Source organism: Pedobacter sp. 22226 (genome assembly GCF_052045455.1).
GTDB classification, from domain to species: domain Bacteria; phylum Bacteroidota; class Bacteroidia; order Sphingobacteriales; family Sphingobacteriaceae; genus Pedobacter; species Pedobacter jeongneungensis.
The window spans coordinates 67,121-85,621 of sequence record NZ_JBQEPB010000004.1; the positions used below are offsets into that span (position 1 = coordinate 67,121).

19 protein-coding genes are annotated in these 18,501 nt (G+C 37.9%); 9 read left to right on the forward strand and 10 right to left on the reverse strand.

Annotated features, from left to right (window positions below; all coding sequences use genetic code 11):
* The first annotated feature begins 82 nt into the window (after nucleotides 1-82).
* From ACTJKC_RS09820 to ACTJKC_RS09855, 8 genes are all read left to right on the forward strand, one after another.
* Nucleotides 83-2,236 (forward strand): urea transporter, encoded by a 2,154-nt coding sequence (locus tag ACTJKC_RS09820; protein ID WP_440791498.1) that lies wholly within the window; start codon nucleotides 83-85, stop codon nucleotides 2,234-2,236.
* On the forward strand, nucleotides 2,215-3,357 hold the full coding sequence (locus ACTJKC_RS09825) for a hypothetical protein (protein ID WP_440791500.1): 1,143 nt from the start codon (nucleotides 2,215-2,217) through the stop codon (nucleotides 3,355-3,357). Before ACTJKC_RS09820 ends, ACTJKC_RS09825 begins: the two co-directional genes overlap by 22 nt.
* Nucleotides 3,345-3,968: a tetratricopeptide repeat protein gene (locus tag ACTJKC_RS09830; RefSeq protein WP_344852227.1), complete on the forward strand. Its 624-nt coding sequence runs from the start codon at nucleotides 3,345-3,347 to the stop codon at nucleotides 3,966-3,968. Before ACTJKC_RS09825 ends, ACTJKC_RS09830 begins: the two co-directional genes overlap by 13 nt.
* A 112-nt stretch (nucleotides 3,969-4,080) precedes the next feature.
* Nucleotides 4,081-4,272, forward strand: coding sequence for a cold-shock protein (locus ACTJKC_RS09835; RefSeq protein WP_010599638.1), 192 nt, complete (start codon nucleotides 4,081-4,083; stop codon nucleotides 4,270-4,272).
* Between the two features lie 335 nt (nucleotides 4,273-4,607).
* Nucleotides 4,608-5,015 carry a GxxExxY protein gene (locus tag ACTJKC_RS09840; protein WP_440791503.1) on the forward strand — a complete coding sequence of 136 codons (408 nt, stop codon included), beginning with the start codon at nucleotides 4,608-4,610 and terminating at the stop codon, nucleotides 5,013-5,015.
* A gap of 292 nt (nucleotides 5,016-5,307) precedes the next feature.
* Complete coding sequence (locus ACTJKC_RS09845; RefSeq protein WP_406825002.1) at nucleotides 5,308-5,988, forward strand: succinate dehydrogenase cytochrome b subunit; 681 nt, start codon at nucleotides 5,308-5,310, stop codon at nucleotides 5,986-5,988.
* 17 nt (nucleotides 5,989-6,005) lie between these two features.
* Entirely contained in the window at nucleotides 6,006-7,985 is a 1,980-nt protein-coding gene (locus tag ACTJKC_RS09850; RefSeq protein ID WP_440791505.1) for a fumarate reductase/succinate dehydrogenase flavoprotein subunit, read from the forward strand.
* An 83-nt stretch (nucleotides 7,986-8,068) separates the two neighbouring features.
* On the forward strand, nucleotides 8,069-8,839 hold the full coding sequence (locus tag ACTJKC_RS09855) for a succinate dehydrogenase/fumarate reductase iron-sulfur subunit (protein WP_025143311.1): 771 nt from the start codon (nucleotides 8,069-8,071) through the stop codon (nucleotides 8,837-8,839).
* A gap of 410 nt (nucleotides 8,840-9,249) precedes the next feature.
* On the opposite strand, the gene ACTJKC_RS09860 is transcribed toward ACTJKC_RS09855, so the two are convergent.
* The 8 genes from ACTJKC_RS09860 to ACTJKC_RS09895 form a co-directional block, all read right to left on the reverse strand.
* Nucleotides 9,250-9,648 (reverse strand): energy transducer TonB, encoded by a 399-nt coding sequence (locus tag ACTJKC_RS09860; RefSeq protein ID WP_440791507.1) that lies wholly within the window; start codon nucleotides 9,646-9,648, stop codon nucleotides 9,250-9,252.
* Between the two features lie 26 nt (nucleotides 9,649-9,674).
* Entirely contained in the window at nucleotides 9,675-10,319 is a 645-nt protein-coding gene (locus tag ACTJKC_RS09865; protein ID WP_440791509.1) for a TonB-dependent receptor plug domain-containing protein, read from the reverse strand.
* 5 nt (nucleotides 10,320-10,324) lie between these two features.
* Complete coding sequence (locus ACTJKC_RS09870) at nucleotides 10,325-12,190, reverse strand: TonB family protein (RefSeq protein ID WP_440791511.1); 1,866 nt, start codon at nucleotides 12,188-12,190, stop codon at nucleotides 10,325-10,327.
* 125 nt (nucleotides 12,191-12,315) lie between these two features.
* A complete protein-coding gene (locus ACTJKC_RS09875) occupies nucleotides 12,316-12,693 on the reverse strand; it encodes a BlaI/MecI/CopY family transcriptional regulator (RefSeq protein ID WP_025143307.1) in 378 nt (125 codons plus the stop codon).
* Nucleotides 12,694-12,915: 222 nt separating this feature from the next.
* Nucleotides 12,916-13,557 carry a response regulator gene (locus tag ACTJKC_RS09880; protein ID WP_440791513.1) on the reverse strand — a complete coding sequence of 214 codons (642 nt, stop codon included), beginning with the start codon at nucleotides 13,555-13,557 and terminating at the stop codon, nucleotides 12,916-12,918.
* Between the two features lie 2 nt (nucleotides 13,558-13,559).
* Nucleotides 13,560-14,351, reverse strand: a complete 792-nt coding sequence (locus tag ACTJKC_RS09885) for a sensor histidine kinase (RefSeq protein ID WP_440791515.1) — start codon at nucleotides 14,349-14,351, stop codon at nucleotides 13,560-13,562.
* Nucleotides 14,318-14,965, reverse strand: a complete 648-nt coding sequence (locus tag ACTJKC_RS09890; protein ID WP_344852219.1) for a hypothetical protein — start codon at nucleotides 14,963-14,965, stop codon at nucleotides 14,318-14,320. The genes ACTJKC_RS09885 and ACTJKC_RS09890 overlap by 34 nt, the downstream gene beginning before the upstream one ends.
* 3 nt (nucleotides 14,966-14,968) lie before the next feature.
* A complete protein-coding gene (locus tag ACTJKC_RS09895; protein ID WP_440791518.1) occupies nucleotides 14,969-15,394 on the reverse strand; it encodes a hypothetical protein in 426 nt (141 codons plus the stop codon).
* 304 nt (nucleotides 15,395-15,698) lie between these two features.
* Here ACTJKC_RS09895 and ACTJKC_RS09900 point away from each other — a divergent pair, with 304 nt between their 5' ends.
* Complete coding sequence (locus ACTJKC_RS09900; RefSeq protein ID WP_025143302.1) at nucleotides 15,699-15,929, forward strand: response regulator transcription factor; 231 nt, start codon at nucleotides 15,699-15,701, stop codon at nucleotides 15,927-15,929.
* A gap of 95 nt (nucleotides 15,930-16,024) precedes the next feature.
* Here ACTJKC_RS09900 and ACTJKC_RS09905 read toward each other — a convergent pair whose 3' ends face one another.
* On the reverse strand, nucleotides 16,025-17,593 hold the full coding sequence (locus ACTJKC_RS09905) for a M28 family metallopeptidase (RefSeq protein WP_440791520.1): 1,569 nt from the start codon (nucleotides 17,591-17,593) through the stop codon (nucleotides 16,025-16,027).
* A 109-nt stretch (nucleotides 17,594-17,702) separates the two neighbouring features.
* Nucleotides 17,703-18,500, reverse strand: coding sequence for an ABC transporter permease (locus ACTJKC_RS09910; RefSeq protein ID WP_440791522.1), 798 nt, complete (start codon nucleotides 18,498-18,500; stop codon nucleotides 17,703-17,705).
* Nucleotide 18,501 lies beyond the last annotated feature (1 nt).

Here is an 18,501-nt window from a genome sequence, read left to right on the forward strand (position 1 = left end):
TTGAGAGGCTTCGACAGGCTCAGCCTGACAACTAATGCTAATTGAAAACATTAGGTTTGATAACCAAGATTAAAAACAAAAATTGAAAAAACACCTGCAATATTACCTTAGCTCGGCATTAAACAGTTATGCTATTTTATTCTTTTCGAAGAATAAAATTTTGGGTGCGGTATTGTTTGTGGTTTCTATGTTCAATTTTAATGCGGGCCTTTCTGGATTGATTGCTGTAATTGCATCGTTGATTTTAGTTAATAATTTAGGTTTTTATAAAGAAGACGTTAAATCAGGTTTATACAGCTTTAATTCACTTTTACTCGGCATTGGCTTTGGTACATTTTTCAATTTCAACCCTACTTTTTGGCTTTGGCTGGCTGCCGCCTGCCTGCTTTGTGTAATGTTGAGCGTTAATCTGACATCATTTTTAGGCAAATATGCTTTGCCACCACTTTCCATTCCGTTTATCATTACCTTTTGGGTGGTTTTAATCGCTGCCAATGGTTACCCGGGCATGGGTTTAGTGCAGAAAAGTAGTTCCTTACTGTTTGAGCTAAACAACAGTATCCCCTCTCATTTTACAAAGCTTTGCTATTTTTTCGATCATTTGAAAATACCTGGTTATGCATTGCTTTTTTTTAGATCGCTAAGTGCAGTACTTTTTCAAAATAATGTGTTAGCAGGTATATTAATCAGCATCGGGGTTTTGATACACTCCCGCATAGGCTTTAGCTTATTAATTGCTGGTTTTATTACCGCATGTTTAGTTAACCACTTCACCGGAACCTATCCCGATGGAATAAGCAATTATTATCTTGGTGCAAATTTTATGATGGCCAGTTGTGCTATCGGGGGCTTTTTTCTTATCCCGTCCTGGCGTTCCTATGGATGGGCAATTGTTGTCGTGCCTTTTACTTTTCTGGTTTTAAATGGCCTTTCGCGGGTGCTGGGTATTTACAATCTCCCCGTATGCTCCATGCCATTCTGTTTAGTAACCATAGGTTTGCTATACTTTTTTATACTGAGGAAAAATCCTGGAAAATTACAGCTCACCGCATTTCAGAATTACTCGCCCGAAACTAATCTTTATCAGTATTTAAATGGTGAAGAAAGACTTAAAGATTTTAAATTCGTTAACCTGAGTTTGCCATTTATGGGCGCGTGGACAGTTTCTCAGGGGTATGATGGCAAAATTACCCATAAAGGCGATTGGCAGCATGCGTTAGATTTTGTGTTAAAAGATATTGATGATAAAAGTTACGAACTGCCGGGTATTAAGCCTGAAGATTATTATTGCTTTAATAAACCTGTTCTCGCTGCGGGTAATGGGATTGTTGAGGAAGTAATCAGCCATATTGATGATAATGTGATCGGACAGGTGAACCTGCAGCAAAACTGGGGAAATACCATTGTTATAAAACATACCGAATATTTATATACCAAAGTTTCGCACTTAAAAAAGAACAGCACAAAAGTTAAAACCGGCGATATAGTAAAACAGGGCGATATTATTGGCCTCTGTGGCAACTCCGGTCGCTCGCCAGAACCGCACTTACACTTTCAGGTACAAGCTACACCTTACATCGGTTCTAAAACCCTGGCCTATCCATTTGCTTACTACGTTTCTGAAAGCAATTCTGTTTTAAAATATTTCCAGATTCCCGTAGAAGGGGAGACCATTCAAAAACCTGAAATTAACCCTTATTTAAAAAATGCATTTCATTTTCAGCCAGGCTATATTTGTGTAGTAACAGGCGATAATGGCAAAAAGGAAACCTGGGAAATATTTACCGATGATATTAATGCAACCTATTTTTACTGTCGCGAAAACCAGGCGGTGGCTTATTTTGTGAATAATGTAAGTATATTTTACTTTACCAGGTTTTATGGCGACAGAACATCGATCCTCTTCCTTTTTTATCAGGCAGCCTACAAAATTGATTATTCTGCGCACAAAGTGGAAGATCATTATGCTTTAGAAATAGAGCGATTTAAACCCTCGCTTTGGCTTCAGGATCTTTTAGCTCCGTTTTTAATTTTCAGCCACAACAATTACTCCAATTACATCATTCCCAAAAATGATGGACTAATCATTCAGGTTGAGGCTAAAAAACAGGTTTTTAATCATCATCATATTTTTCTAAACGCTGAAATCTGTCTCGATAGCAAAGGAATAAGCGAAATGAAGTTCGGACAAAATAACAAAAAGTTAAAAGTAACATGGCAAACAAACTTGGTTTAACTATGCTGCTTTTAATTGTTTTAGTAACGGTTGGTAAAGCACAAAATTCTTATCAGAAAACAGACAGCATTTCTTTGGCCCTTTTTAATGCTTCTGAATGGCAGAAACTGGTTTCGTTTGGAAAAGATGCGCTAAACAAAGGAGAGGATTTTCCGCTGTTGCGTTTACGGATTGCTTATGCCTCTTTTGTGCGCGAAAATTATACAGGGGCTTTGGCACAGTACAATAAAGTTTTAGATAACGATAAACACAATCAAATCGCGCTTTATTACGCTTATTTATGCAATACTTATTTAAACCGTGGTGAAAATGCAGGTTTTCTGGCTTCTTATTTAGATAGTAACAGGGTTGAGGGAGAACAGATTCGATCGTTTAAATTAACCGATGCAGGGGCAGAAAGCGGGATAAAGTTTACCAATATTTATGAGCGGGGAAACTCATCTTTTTCAAGGGCTTTCGTTAATATACGGTTAAATTATAAATGGAGTTTATCAACTTCATTTTCGTATTACAATCAGCCCGTGCGTAATGATAATATCAGTCAGCCGGGTTATTATGCCAAACTTAACTATACCCCTTCTAAAAGGATTAGCTTTATTGGTGCCTATCATTATATGAGATCCAATTTGAGGCATTTGGTTTATCAGAATAATGCAGTTTTGGGTGGGGTTAAATATGCCGGTAACGGCAGCAATGTACAGGGAGATTTTGTAATGTCGCAAATTGGCGATGAAAAAACAAGACAGTATAATTTACGGTTTGTTAAGTATTTATCAGGCAACTTAAATTTTTACAGCATCAGCCGTTTTTCAATTGTTAATGTATTGGATGCCAATAATGTCGTTTTTCAGCAGTTATTAGGCATTAAGCCCCTTCATAATTTTTGGTTGGAGGGTGTGGTTACTTTAGGTAATCAATATAATTACGCGGAAGCCGATGCCCTGTATATTTACAATGGTTTTGATAAAACGAAGTTTAAAGCAGGTGGAAATTGTTATTTTTTGTTAAAACACCACCTACTTTTAGGTTTGAATTATACATTTGAACGTAAATCTGATAATATTTTTAAATTTAACTATTTACAACACTCAATAAACGGAGGCATTACATGGAATTTTTAAAGCGATTTACCGTATTTGCAATGCTTGGCTTATCTGTTTTTGAGGTAAGTGCCCAAAACAATGCGGCTTTGCAGAAAGCTTTTCAGAATAGTTACAATGAAGAAAGCAAAAAGAATTACGCCGAAGCCATTAGTGATGTAATGCCGTTTTATGCTGAAAATAATTACGAAATCAATCTTCGTATCGGCTGGTTATATTATCTGGCGAAAAATTATACCGCATCTCAAAATTATTATACCAGGGCTATAAATGCCAGGCCCAATGCTGTTGAAGCCAAATTTGGTCTGATTAAGCCACTTTCCCTTTTAAGCAGCTGGGAAAAAGTGATGGAACAATACAACAATATCCTTAAAATCGACCCACAAAATACACAAGCCAATTATTGGGCAGGCATTATCATATACAACCGAAAACAATATGCCGCTGCATCTAAATATTTTGCAAAGGTGGTGGCTTTATACCCTTTTGATTATGACGGCAATCATATGTTAGGCTGGTCCTTGCTTTTTTCAGGCAGAAAACCCGAGGCGAAGGCCTGTTTTGAACGGGCATTATTGATAAAACCGGGCGATACATCGAGTATTGACGGCTTAAATCGGGCGGCTAAATAGCGCTTAAATGGCATATAGTCAATATATTTAGCAAATATTTATATAATAAAAAATAAAAAATTGATTTATAGGTATTTAACTCTATCTTTGGAGCAAATTAAAATACAATATAATGCAACAAGGAACAGTAAAATTTTTTAATGAAACTAAAGGTTTCGGATTTATCACTCCATCTAATGGCGATGCCGAAATTTTTGTTCATGCTTCAGGCTTAATCGACAACATTCGCGAGAATGATACCGTAAACTACGATGTAGAAGAAGGTAGAAAAGGCCTAAACGCGGTAAATGTAAAAGTAGCTTAAGAAAACTCGAACACATAAATCGTAAAAAGTCCCGATGCAAATCGGGACTTTTTTTGTGGAGGAAAGTTTTAATATCATCAGTTATCATTTTGTTGACAAAGCAATCTTAAATACTCCCAACTATAATTTATATTGTTTCACCATTAAGAAGTTAAGATAATTAAGACTTATTTAATTGATTTTCTTAATGTTCCTTAACTCCTTAATTGTAAGGAATTTAGTGAGTTAGTTTTTCATGGTTAAAATAAATTCCTATTTTAGTTGCTAAACAAGCGGTTTCTTAATAATACCCTTTAATCATCCCTTAGTGCCGCATATTATTTAAATATAAGGAGATGACAAAAAAAGAGGTTACGCAATTATCATACGAAATAACAGGCTTTGCCATTAAAGTTCACAATGCACTTGGACCTGGCTTGCTGGAGCATATTTATGAGCATTGTTTGAAATATGAATTGGAAAAAAATGGATACAAGGTTTCTCAACAGTTGTCACTTTCTGTAATATATGATGATTTACCAATGGATTTAGATTTGCGACCTGATCTGTATGTTAACGATTGTGTTGTAGTTGAAATAAAAGCAATCACTAATGTCTTGCCAGTTCATCAGGCGCAGCTTCAAACTTATATGAAACTTCTTTCAGCGCCGCAGGGATTACTTATCAATTTTTTTACTGATAACATCACTAGAAGCATTGTGCCTATAGTCAACGAGTATTTTAAAATCTTACCAGATGAGTAAGATAAAAATTGACTATTAAATTCTTAATGATCTTAATTCCTTAATGGTAAGATGGATTGGATGTTTACTAGATCTACCAAAGGATAATGGTATTTGATTGGTAAAATGATTTAGTTTAACCTCAAATCTCAATATCGAAACCATAAATAATCCCATATTCTTTCAATTATTTCCGATTATGCTTTAGAATGTTTCTAAATAAATGATTTATCGTTGTTTTGTCATAATCGTTTATAAATTAAACTCATAATTAGATACTTTTGCAAGAAATTTAGATATAAATCCTAATCAAATGAGTGGTTTCGGAAATGCATTTTCTTCATCAATAGGGAAGAAATTCATCATGGGTATTACAGGTTTGTTCCTGATACTTTTTTTAATTGTACACTGCGGTATTAATGCTTTAATATTTATTAACGACGGTGGTTTGACTTTTAATGTAGGCGCACATTTTATGGCCACTAACTGGATTATCCGGGCGGGCGAGATTGTGTTGTTTATTGGTTTACTTGCGCACATTTTTCAGGCGTTACGTTTAACGTTGGAAAATCAAAAAGCCAGACCAGTTAAATATGCCGTAAACGATGGTAAAGCAAACAGTAAATGGTATAGCCGTTCTATGGGCTTATTGGGTACACTTTTGCTGATCTTTTTGGTGGTTCACCTGAAAGATTTCTGGGTAGTTTCGCGTTTTACCGGAATCCCGACAGTTGATGCCAACGGGCACGAAGACCTTTATGCCGTGATGAAAGAGAAATTTCAGGATCCGGTAAGGGTTGCCGTATATATTTTAGCCATGTTTTCTTTGTGTTATCACCTGTTACATGGTTTTGCTTCAGCTTTCCAGACAATGGGCTGGAACCACTCAAAATATAATGGTATTATTAAAGGAGCAGGCGTTTGGTATTCGATTATTATTTCGATCCTTTTCGCGGCCATGCCGATTGCAGTTTATTTCGGTCTTATTCAATAATTTTTAGCACAAAAGATATGTCAGATATTAATTCAAATATTCCAGAAGGCGAATTAACCAGCAAATGGACAAAATATAAGTCTTCTGTGCCTTTGGTAAACCCATCGAACAAAAGAACTATTGAAGTAATCATTGTAGGTTCAGGTTTGGCAGGCGCTTCGGCAGCCGCAACTTTGGCCGAAATGGGTTACAAAGTTAAATGTTTCTGTTTTCAGGATTCACCACGTAGGGCACACTCTATTGCTGCTCAGGGTGGTATTAATGCCGCTAAAAACTATCAGAATGATGGTGACAGCGTTTACCGTTTATTTTACGATACCATTAAAGGTGGCGATTACAGGGCACGCGAAGCTAACGTACACCGTTTAGCAGAAGTTAGTGCAAATATTATAGATCAGTGTGTGGCTCAGGGTGTTCCTTTGGCACGTGAGTATGGTGGTTTGTTAGATAACCGTTCATTCGGCGGTACACAGGTTCAACGTACTTTTTATGCTGCAGGTCAAACTGGTCAGCAGTTATTATTAGGTGCATATTCTGCTTTAGAACGCCAGATTGGTATGGGTAAAGTAGAAATGTACACCCGCCACGAAATGCTTGAGGTGGTTAAAATCGATGGCAAAGCGCGTGGTATTATTGCCCGTAACTTAATTACAGGCGAAATTGAACGTCACTTCGGTCATGCAGTGGTATTAGGAACAGGTGGTTACGGAAACGTATTCTATCTTTCTACCAACGCCATGGGCAGTAACGTTACTGCGGCCTGGAAAGCGCACAAACAAGGTGCTTATTTTGCAAATCCTTGCTACACGCAGATCCACCCAACCTGTATTCCGGTTTCTGGTGATCACCAGTCAAAATTAACCCTGATGTCTGAGTCGTTACGTAACGATGGACGTATCTGGGTTCCAAAAAAGAAAGATGATAACCGTAAAGCTTCAGAAATTCCTGAAGACGAAAGAGATTATTATTTAGAGCGCCGTTACCCTGCTTTCGGTAACCTTGTTCCTCGTGATGTAGCTTCACGTGCGGCGAAAGAGCGTTGCGATGCCGGTTATGGTGTTGGTGCTTCTAAATTGGCCGTATATCTTGATTTTAAAGCCAATACAGAACGTTATGGTAAAATCGAAGCTTCTAAGTCAGGTAACCACAATCCTGATAAAGAAACCTGTATGCGTTTAGGTACTGAGGTAATTAAAGCTAAATATGGTAACCTGTTCGATATGTATGCGCAGATTACGGGTGAAAATCCTTACGAAATGCCAATGCGTATCTATCCGGCGGTTCACTATACCATGGGTGGTTTATGGGTTGATTATAACTTAATGACATCTGTACCGGGTTTATACTGTACGGGTGAGGCTAACTTCTCCGATCACGGTGCCAACCGTTTAGGTGCATCTGCTTTAATGCAGGGCCTGGCTGATGGTTATTTCGTGCTTCCTTACACCATTGGTGCTTATTTATCAAAAGAGATTTCTGTAAAAGCAATCCCGACTGATCACCCTGCCTTTGTAGAGGCTGAACAAAGAGCCGTAGGTATTTTAAATACTTTAATTAACATCAAAGGAACCAAATCGGTAGATCATTTCCACAAACGTTTAGGCCACATCATGTGGGAAAAATGTGGTATGGCCCGTAACGAACAAGGCTTAAAAGAAGCGATCGAAGAAATCAGGGCCTTACGTGCCGAATTCTGGAGTGATGTTCGTGTACCTGGAACTGCCGACGAATTAAACACTGAGTTAGAAAAAGCTGGTCGCGTGGCCGATTTTATCGAGCTGGGTGAATTAATGTGTATCGATGCTTTAAACCGTAATGAAAGCTGCGGCGGTCACTTCCGTGAAGAGTATCAGACAGAAGAAGGTGAAGCATTGCGTGACGATGTAAATTATGCATACGTAGCTGCCTGGGAATTTAAAGAAGGTGTAAACTTCGAACTTCATAAAGAAGAACTGAAGTTTGAAAATATTAAAGTAGCACAAAGAAGTTATAAATAAGATGTGAGATGTGAGATGTGAGACGTGAGATGAAAATTCTCAATTCTCATATCTAATGTTTCAAATCTCAAATCTGAGATACAATGAGTACAGGAAATATGAACTTAACGCTAAAAGTTTGGCGTCAAAAAAATAACAAAACCAAAGGTGCTTTGGTAGATTATAAATTGGCCGATATTTCACCGGATATGTCTTTCTTAGAGATGTTCGATGTATTAAACGAACAATTAATCAATAAAGGTGAAGAGCCTGTTGTATTCGATCACGATTGCCGCGAGGGTATCTGCGGAATGTGTTCGATGTTCATCAACGGCCGTCCGCACGGACCAAAAGACCTGGTTACTACCTGCCAGTTACACATGCGTTCTTTCAAAGATGGCGATACCATTGTGGTTGAACCCTGGAGAGCGGCTGCGTTTCCGGTAGTGAAAGATTTAACGGTTGATCGTTCTGCATTTGACAGGGTAATTGCTGCTGGTGGCTTTATCTCAGTAAATACCGGTAATGCCCAGGATGCAAACAATTTGCCAATCCCTAAAATGCAGGCTGATGCTGCTTTCGAAGCCGCTGCCTGTATCGGTTGTGGTGCTTGCGTAGCAACCTGTAAAAATGCTTCAGCAATGTTGTTCGTATCGGCTAAGATTTCTCAATTGGCATTATTACCTCAAGGCCAGCCAGAACGTTATCGTCGCGTACAGAGCATGGTAGCGCAAATGGATGCTGAAGGTTTTGGTAACTGTACAAACACAGGTGCCTGCGAAGCAGAATGCCCTAAAGGAATTTCTTTAGAAAATATTGCCCGCATGAACCGCGATTTTGCTTCTGCAAAATTCGTTTCGGAAGAAACGGTTTAAAAATATACTGTGCGTTCCGATTTATCGGAATTCTTGAGCCTCAAACCTGGTTTGGGGCTTTTTTATAACTAAAAATCTAAAGGTAATTTTTTAATGAGTTATGCGTTATTACTTTAGGTTTATATAGATACTTTTTAGCAGAAAAGCCAGGCTTTGAAAACATATGAAACAATAATCCTTTCGATTGAAAGTAATAGGATGAATTGTGCGGCGAAATAAAAGTTTGCGAAAGTCGTAATATTCTTATGTTAGCATATTAAAGTTTTGCCTAAATAGAAATTTTATTCTGTAATATTTGCATATACATTAAAATTTTTCTAAATTTAGTCCTCCGAGACAGGAGAGAAAACATAAAACCCCGGCAATTTTTGCTGGGGTTTTGTGCGTTTAAAAGATTGGTGAAACAGCATTTAGTCCATTTTAAAGTTAACATTAATGTTATACTTTACGCGTACCGGCCTTCCCTTAATTAAGCCGGGGTTCCATCTTGGCGACTTGCTCAATACCCTTAACGCTTCATTATCTGTTTCTTTGGTTAACCCCTTTGTAATTTGAACATCGGTTAATGCCCCGTTTTTCTCTACCACGAAAGAAGCAAATACTTTGCCCTGGGTTTTGTCTTTTTTAGCTACTTCCGGGTATTTAATTTCATGTCCCAGGTATGCATAAAACTTAGAAATACCGCCCGGATATTCCGGAGCCTTTTCCAACGAAGTAAAATCGTAAATTTTGTCCTGACTGTTCTGCGCTTTTGCCGAATTAAAGAACATGGCGATGCCCGTTAGGGCTAAAAAGATTAGCTTTCTCATTACTTTTTGATTATGTGATTGATTATTTAATTTTTACCGGGAGCTGTTTTAGCTTTTTTAGTTGTGATGATAATGACGCCATTCTTGCCCTTTTCTCCATATATTGTGGCGCCTGACGTGTCTTTAATAATTTCCACTTTTTCGATATTCTCCCTGTCAAGGATTTCTATTCCTGAAGCTTCTTTGCCGTCGATAATGTAAAGTGGTGCTGTTTCTCCACTTTTTAATTTAATCCCGTTTTTGGTTACAGAAAAATTCGAGTCGCCATCTTTAGCAGTTGAATTTTTAGGACGAATGGTAAATCCGGTTGCTTTGCCTTTTAATGGCAGGTTATAAAGCCGTTTAGAGGGAATGATCGAGCTTTGTTTACCCAATGGGTTGTTTTTCGTTTTTACCTCAATTACGCCTGCAAAACCATCCGGGCCATACTTAACGATTGCTGAACTATCTTTTAAAACAGTAATTGATTCAATATTGGCCTGATTAATTTCATCCAGCATTGATGCGCCTCTTATATATTGTTTATTTCCATCGATTACCAATAAAGGTTCAGCACCAGCAACAGGCATTCCTCTGAGCGTAATTTTGGTGGTTTTAGTACTGTCTGCTTTTTGGGCAAAACCAGCTAAACTAATGCCCATCATCATGGTAAAGGTTAGGAAATTTTTCATATCGGTTAGAATTTTCTTTTAAAATCTAAGAAATTAGTGCTTTTGTCAATCGCAGTATCTTTTGACTCAAGATTCCGGAAAATATTATTTTTGTTTTTACTCGTAATAATAATGGCGCCGTTTTTAGCCTTTGGGCCATACAGGCTCATCGCAGTCTGATCTTTTAAAACAGAAATAGACTCTATATTATTTGCATTTATCATGCTCAACTGGCTGTTATCTGGTAGTTTAACGCCATCTAAAATGATCAGTGCATCCAGATTTACGCCATCTTTAAATATAACCCGGTTTGCCGGTACTGCGCCTAATTTAACTGGCCTGGCTGGTTCGTCATTTAATGTGAAGTTTACATTGATGTTGTACTTCACTCTTACGGCCATACCATTCGAAGTTCCGGGATTCCATTTTGGCGATTCTTTTAAAACCCTGATGGCCTCTTCATCCGTTCCACTGCCTAAACCCCGTGTAATCTGTATATCGCTTAGCGAACCATCTTTTTCAACAATAAAGCTTAAAAATACTTTTCCTTGTACATTGTTATCGAGCGCCATTTTTGGATACTTGATGCTGCCGCCAAGGTATTTATAGAATTTAGCAATACCTCCCGGAAATTCAGGTTGTTTATCGATGGAAACAAAATCATAAACCTTTTTATCTGTTTCATCCTGCTGGGTGTTTAAACTGCCGGCTGTTTCGGCGGCTTTGTTGCGGTAAGAAGTAATTCTGATTTTGTTCAGGTTTATATAGCCCGAAGATGCGGGTACAAATTTGTTCTTAAATTCTTCAGTAGATTCTGGCAGGCTAAAGGTAACCGTTAATGCATATTTGCCATCTTCAGTATTTTTAAAGCCTTTATAAGACAAGATAGCTTTTCTTACTTCTTCTTCACAACCGGCACCAAGCACTGCATTTGAAGTAATATTGGTTATTTTGCCATCCTTTAAGCTAAATTTTAGCTGCGTATTGCCCTGAACTTCATTATTGTTGGCTGTAGCAGGATATTTAATGGTTTTTGATAAAAACTGATAAAAACTTTTCCAGTTTGCATCTGCCTTGCCATCAACTGAAACTTTTGGCGAAGGGGTATCCTCGCTGGATTCGGTTGTAACAATTGCCTGCACCATTTCGATCGGTTTATTTAAAGGGATCTGATCGGAAATAGACATTAATTTTTCATTTTTACGTACTGTTGCTGATGAAAACACAATAAGTAAAGCAAAAAGCGGGATAAAAATCCCATACTTCATAATTGCAGTCTTTTTCGACCGCTCTTTATGAAGCATGAAAATTCTTTTTTTGATTAATGATTTTTCAAGAAAACCATTGGTTAAACTATTTGGCGAAATACCAAACGATTTGCTTAATAACAACATGGCATATTCTGCCTTATCGCCCTGAAAGTCGGCCGCCAGTTCGTCGGCTAAAAATTCGTGTATGTTTTTGATTGTTTTTTTATAAAGGTAAATCACCGGGTTTAACCAGGTTAAAATGCCTATAATTTCAAAGAAGAGCACATCAACAGTATGCCACTGTTTAATGTGCGCTTCTTCGTGGATGTCGATCACATCCATTTGTGGTAATTCACGATCAATTATTTTTTTACCAAAAAAAGCAAAGGCCGAGCCCGCCTTGTTTGATGAAATGAGTTTTTTAACCATTAAAAGGTTAAACACTAACCTACCCAGAAAGAACAAAATACCGGCACAATAAAAATATACAAAAGCGCTGGCCCAGTTAAATCCGGAATTGCGTTCTGTTACGATTGTGGCCTGTGCTAATACTGCATCCCAGTTAACTGATGTGTACACGCGTTGTGCTGCTTTTTGTTCCGTTAGCCACTCCAGGCGGATAAACGGTATGCATAACGACAAAACTCCCGAAGATATAAGATAAATGCGGTTGAGTGTAAAATAAGTCTCCTTATCCAGCAGCAGCTTGTAGAAGCAGTAAAAAACAATTAAGTATAAATGTACCTGTAATAAGTAGTGGGCAAAACTCATTTTGGCTTATGTTTAATTTTATTGATCATTTTTAAAATTTCATCAACATCGCTTAAATCAAGCTTCTCTTCTTTAACAAAGAATGAAAACATACTCTCTACTGAATTTTCGAAGTAATTACCCAAAAGCTTTTCTGTTGCATGGCGCTTATATTCTTCCCTGCTTACTAAAGGATGGTACTGGTGTGCTTTACCAAATGCCTCATGACCGATAAAGCCTTTTGTTTCGAGGATTCTGATAATGGTTGATACGGTGTTGTAGGCAGGCTTAGGGAGTGGAAGCTCATCAATTACTTCTTTGACGAATGCTTTTTCCAATTGCCATAAAACCTGCATAATCTGTTCTTCAGCCTTGGTTAAATCTTTAATTTCCATAATAGTTAATAATAATAAGGATAATGGCAAATTTATTTGCCTTAGCTAAAGTTAAAACTAATATATTAGTTATCCAAATTTTATTTAAAAATTATTTCACAAATTTTTAATGCTGAATTTTTCAGGTCAGAGTAAATTTTTTTTTTTTAGCCTGGGTGAGAATTTTTTGGAGTGATTGTAGTCTGTAAATGAGGGTTTTACAGGTTATTTTGTTGTTGTGTGCTATATGGTTATAAGGTTGTTTTTGATACCATATACTACTAAACCTGTGCGTGACTTAATGTTTAGCTTTGCAAAAAGAGATTCCCTATAGTTGTCAACCGTTCGCGGACTCACATTCATGAGGTCTGCAATTTCTTTATAGGTAAGTTCGGTACTGCAATATTGTAAAAAGGTAAGTTCCCGGTTAGAGAATATAGGTTTAGTATCAGTATCTTTTAGTGCTACCAGCAGCCTGCCCGATACCAGTTCGTTTACAAAGAAGCCTTTATCTACAATAACTTTAATTGCGGTTAACAGATCAGATGGCGTAGATTCTTTAAGCATGTAACCGCCTGCACCAGCTTTAAGCATCCCAATAATTGCTTTTTCATCTTCGAGCATGCTTAGTGCAAGCACATGAACGTTCGGGTAATTGGTTTTAACCCATTTGGTAGCGGCAAAACCATCCATAACAGGCATATTAATGTCCATTAATACCAGTTGAATTTCTGGGTGCCGGGTAATCTTTGTCTGAAGATCTACACCATTAACGGCTTCGAATGCGATTTCGATTTCGTCAAATTCTTCTAACAAACTCGCTAATCCCGAACGGAAAAGCGTGTGATCATCAACAATGGCTATGGAGATACTTTGGTTCTGCATAATTAGGGATAGGGGATTTCAATTGCAATGGATGTACCTTTGCCAGGGGCCGAATTTAATGCTAATTTTCCATTGATCATCTCAATTCTTTTATAAATAGAATTAAGTCCCATTCCTGCTTTTTTTGCATTAATTTCATCAGGGTTAAAACCAATACCATTTTCTGTAACCTTCAAATGCAATGCACCTTCTTCCAGGTATGAATCGATCTGTATGTAAGTAGCCTGGGCATGTTTAATTACATTATTGATGATTTCCTGCAGCAAGCGTAAGATAATCAGGTCTTTATCCGGAGATACAAGTTGTGAATCTGTTAGCAGGTTATTGGTTTTTAATTCGTAGGTGCCAGCTTTACCAAGCCAGTTAATTTCCTGATCGATGGCATGGCCGATACCATTTTCTACCAATTGCTCGCCATGTAAAAGTTTGGCCAGTTCCCGTAATTCTTTGATGGATTTATTAACGAGCGATAAGGAATTTTCGATCTTCTTTTTTGCCTTCTCAGCGTCGTTTAAATTTACTGAGTTTAGTGTGAGGGTGGTCAGGCTCAGCAACTGGCCAACATTATCGTGCAGCTCGGTAGCAATGCTCTGCATGGTCTGGTCCTGCACTTCAATACGTGTTTGAAGGATCTCGGATTCGAACCTTTGCTGCATATTCTGTTTTTCAAGAAAATGATTCTTTTTGTGCCGGTTGTAAGACCTGATATATAAAATCAAAAACACCGGCATCAGTAAAAATACCAATGTAGAAACGGCAACTAGGAGTGCAATTTTCGTTGTTTCATTCTGCATATAAACGAATATACCCAAAGGCTATATAAAATAAGATTTAACAGTACATAAATACAATATCTTAATGTTGCAACACCAATTACTTTTACGCTGAACAGGCCATCGAAAATGTTCGACATGGTACTTCCGAAGTAATAAAACAATACACCAGTTACCCACCAAAATTCAGGATGGGTTTTAATATTGATAAAGTTTTCATCCTTTAGCAACAGATAGTAATAGTAAAGGCAGTAAAGGGTAAAAAATACAGACATTACGCTAATGGTAAGCGTATTTGAATCGGTAAAAGGATGTGTAAAGAGAAAAATAAAATAGGTAAGGTAAACCACACCCGAGCCTATTAAAAAAATAGGTTTCGGGTTGGTGTATTCTTTTAAACAACAATAAAGGCCATACAAAATGGTACTGCTTTCGAATATTAAAAAAATATTGAAAAGCCATAAATTGTGTATATGTTTTGAAGCAAGATAAATGGCATAAAGTTCTGTACCCAAAGCAATGGCAATGTAGCAGGTGATTACCTTCCAAAAAACCTTACCGTCTTTCCACACCAACAAAATTGCGCTGATTAAACAGATAATCTCTGCTATAACTATGGGTGATACGTACCTCATTCTTTATAAGCTCGTTCCTTCGCACATGTCAGGGCATGCAGTACCCCTGTTTTCTATATTTCCCAAATCATCTTTATGGTCTTCATTTCCATTACTGTTGCCATTGCCGTGTCCGTGCCCATGACCGTGTCCATGCCCGTTTCCATTACCCACACCTGGTGTAGTTGGTACCAGCAATAGAGTATTTCTGCCTTCGTAAGATTTAGGAACACCTTCAATTGCTCCTTCCAAATATTGTGCGAAATAGATTCTTAATCCATCATATTTACCTTCGCTCATTGATTTTGCGATTGCTAAAATCTGCTCAGCCGGAAACCATACGGCCTTAGTATAAGATTCTTCAGACGTCATGCCATCTTTGGCGTAGGCAGCAACCATAGCCTTTGCAACCTTCGGATCGATAGGTTCCATATTTAATTTTTTGCTCATAAAAGTTAAAGTGTTTGTTTGTTTGTAAAAAGCCTAAAAATCGATAATAATAAATGATCTGTCAAGAAGTATTTGCATTTAAAGTACCGTAAAAATACCCTTTTATTTAAGGTGTTTTGCGGCATCGCCCAATTATTACATAGCACTACTTTTGGTATATGGTAGCAGATCAAAAATCTGCACCACGAAAAACAAACTCAATCTATCCTTAACGAACAACTATTTTGGACTTATTTAAAAATAAGTCTATTTGATGACGAAGCCGGTTAATCTTATAAATTAAAAAATTTAAATTCTTTGAAAAATGATAAACAATATCCTACTACAGGAAAATCATGGTTCGATCAGCGAAAGGGAAGTTGAGATTGTACATCTGTTATCAATGGGTTACAACAGTAAAGAAATCGGCGAAATGCTTTTTATTAGCGAACATACGGTTAATACGCACCGTAGAAACATGGTGAGAAAGCTCGACCTGAAAAACTCTTATCAGTTGATTGTTTGGGCCTTTAAAGAAAGAATATTATCCTTTTAAGGGATTAAAGATACATTATAACCTCTCATTCTAAACAGCAAAGCCTGCTATTTGATTTCTAAAGTCAAATCAGCAGGCTTTTGTATTTTACCGGTTTATGGTCTGGCAGGTTGTGGGGCAGGCAATTCTTTTCTTGGAATCTGTGCTTCACGCTGCGAAGTATTGTAAACAAATGATGCAATAATGGTTGCCGCCTGTTTTAAATCGTCTTCAACCAACCTGTCGTAGGTATCCATATTGCTATGGTGGGTACGGGTATTATAATCAGCTGGATCCTGAATAAACTGGAAGCCCGGAATGCCCACGGCATCAAAAGCCTGGTGATCAGTACCACCCGTATTATTAATGGTGATGGTTGTTGCGCCAAGATCGTTAAATGGCGTTAACCAGCTTTGGAAAATCGGACCAGCGGCAGCATTGCCCTGTAAATAAACGCCGCGTATTTTCCCGGTTCCATTATCAAGATTGTAATAAGCTGATATTTTTTTCTGATCAGGTGTTAATGCCATCGTTTTCGGGTCGCCAAAATGCTTAGCAACATAACCTCTTGAACCAAATAAACCCTGCTCTTCCGAACTCCATAGTGCAATGCGGATGGTGCGTTTGGGTTTAAAATCAATTGCTTTTAAAATACGCATGGCTTCCATCATTACGGTAGAACCAGCGGCATTATCGGTTGCTCCGGTTGCGGCATGCCACGAATCGAAGTGACCGCCGATCATCACTACTTCATCTTTCAGTTTTTTATCGGTTCCAGGGATTTCTGCAATAACATTATAACCCTGCGGATCCTGATCGTAGAAAGAGGTTTTGATATCGGCCTCTACTTCTACAGGTTTACCGGCACGCAACAGACGTAATATGTGCAAGAAATCTTCGGCTGCTACTTCCAGCTCTGGCGATACAGGTTTTGCATCTAAAGCATAAGATGCTCCGTTGCTGGTAAAAAATGTTCCCTGTCCACCGCGGGCATAAGTTAAAATTAAGCCAACTTTTTCTTCAACCAGCATAGCATTTATAGCGGCACGGATTTCACGCATTTTCATCATTTGTGCCATTCTATCGGCCATTGGTCCGGTGCCCGGGCGCTGCCTTGCACCGGCTGCTTGTGGTTTTGCAGCAGCCATTTGTGCTAATGTAGTATCGGCATAACGAGAGAAATCAGGTTTGATACCACTGGTTAGCGGTGTACCCTGATCCATCATAATAATTTTCCCGGCTAATTTGCCTTTATATTTTGCTAAATCGGCGACGCTGTCTGCTTTAATGAGGATTACTTCCGATTTTATCGGACCGTTTGTGCCTGGAGTCCATGCTTTTGGTGAGGCAATAATGGCATGATAATATGGTAAGGTAGTGGCTGCATAATATTTATCAATCTGCCAGCCTTTACCGAAAGTTCCCCAGGCTTCGAGGTGCGCATTTTTTAATCCCCAATCGGTAAGTTGTTTTACAGCCCATTCCTGCGCTTTTTTCAGGCCCGGCGAATTTGATAAACGCGGTCCGCTCACATCAGTTAAGTTAAAAGCAATGTCCATTGCCTTCGAGTTCTCTAAACCTTCTTTTCTTATTTTTTGTACTATAGCTGCATCAGGGGTATCTTGTGCAAAAGCTGAAAAGCAAAGGCTAAAAGCCAATGCTGAGATGGTAAATCTTTTGATCATTTTTGAATAATTAGTTGGTTGATTTTGATCTAAAATACGCTTTAAACCCCTTCCAGTTATTTTCTAATGATATTTTTACATGAATAGGTCGGTAACTTTGGTGTTTTGCCTATTTTATGCTCTTTTTAGTCACGATAAAGTAGCCGATGATGAATAGAATGCCTGCGTAAATTAAACTCGTCCATATTTCTTGTGTAAAAACAGGAAAATTTAAGGGATCAGCCCCTTTTTTAACTTTAGTGATCCTTAAAGCAAGGGTTGGTAACGAATAGGGGATGAGGTAGGCGTATTTCCAGCCCACATTAGCAGTTATAATGCCCATAATGGTACCCACAAAACCGATCCCCATAGGTTTAAGAAAATCAGCCCACAATAAACTCAATATGAATTGCAGAGACAAAATACCCAGTGAAGACAGAAAAAGTTTAGCGTAAGAGCTGAACAGGATGTTGATTGGGCTATACTGATCAAAATTATATTTCGGTACTAGAGCCTGCAACAGATGGCCAAATGCAAATGTTAAGAATGCAAAAAGAAATAAGCAGATCAAGATTAAAAATACGGCGTAAAGGTATTTAGCCGCATAAATAGAAAATTTGTTTAAGGGCTGGGTAAACAGCATTTTCCAGGTATCGTTTTTATGTTCAATATTGTTGACTGAAAAGGCCATAAATATTACGTAGAAAGGCAGAATTAACAAACCCATTACGTTAAGTGATGCACCGATATAATTGCCCCAAAGCAACATAGGAGGATAATGAAGATTCAGTATTTTTTCGGAGCTTGAATAAAAACCGAAAGTGATTAATCCGCATATAATAACTGGCAATAAGATCGCCGCCCAAAAAGCCAGCGTTTTTCTCGATTTATAAAATTCCGATATTAAAGATATATAGAGCGTGCGCATG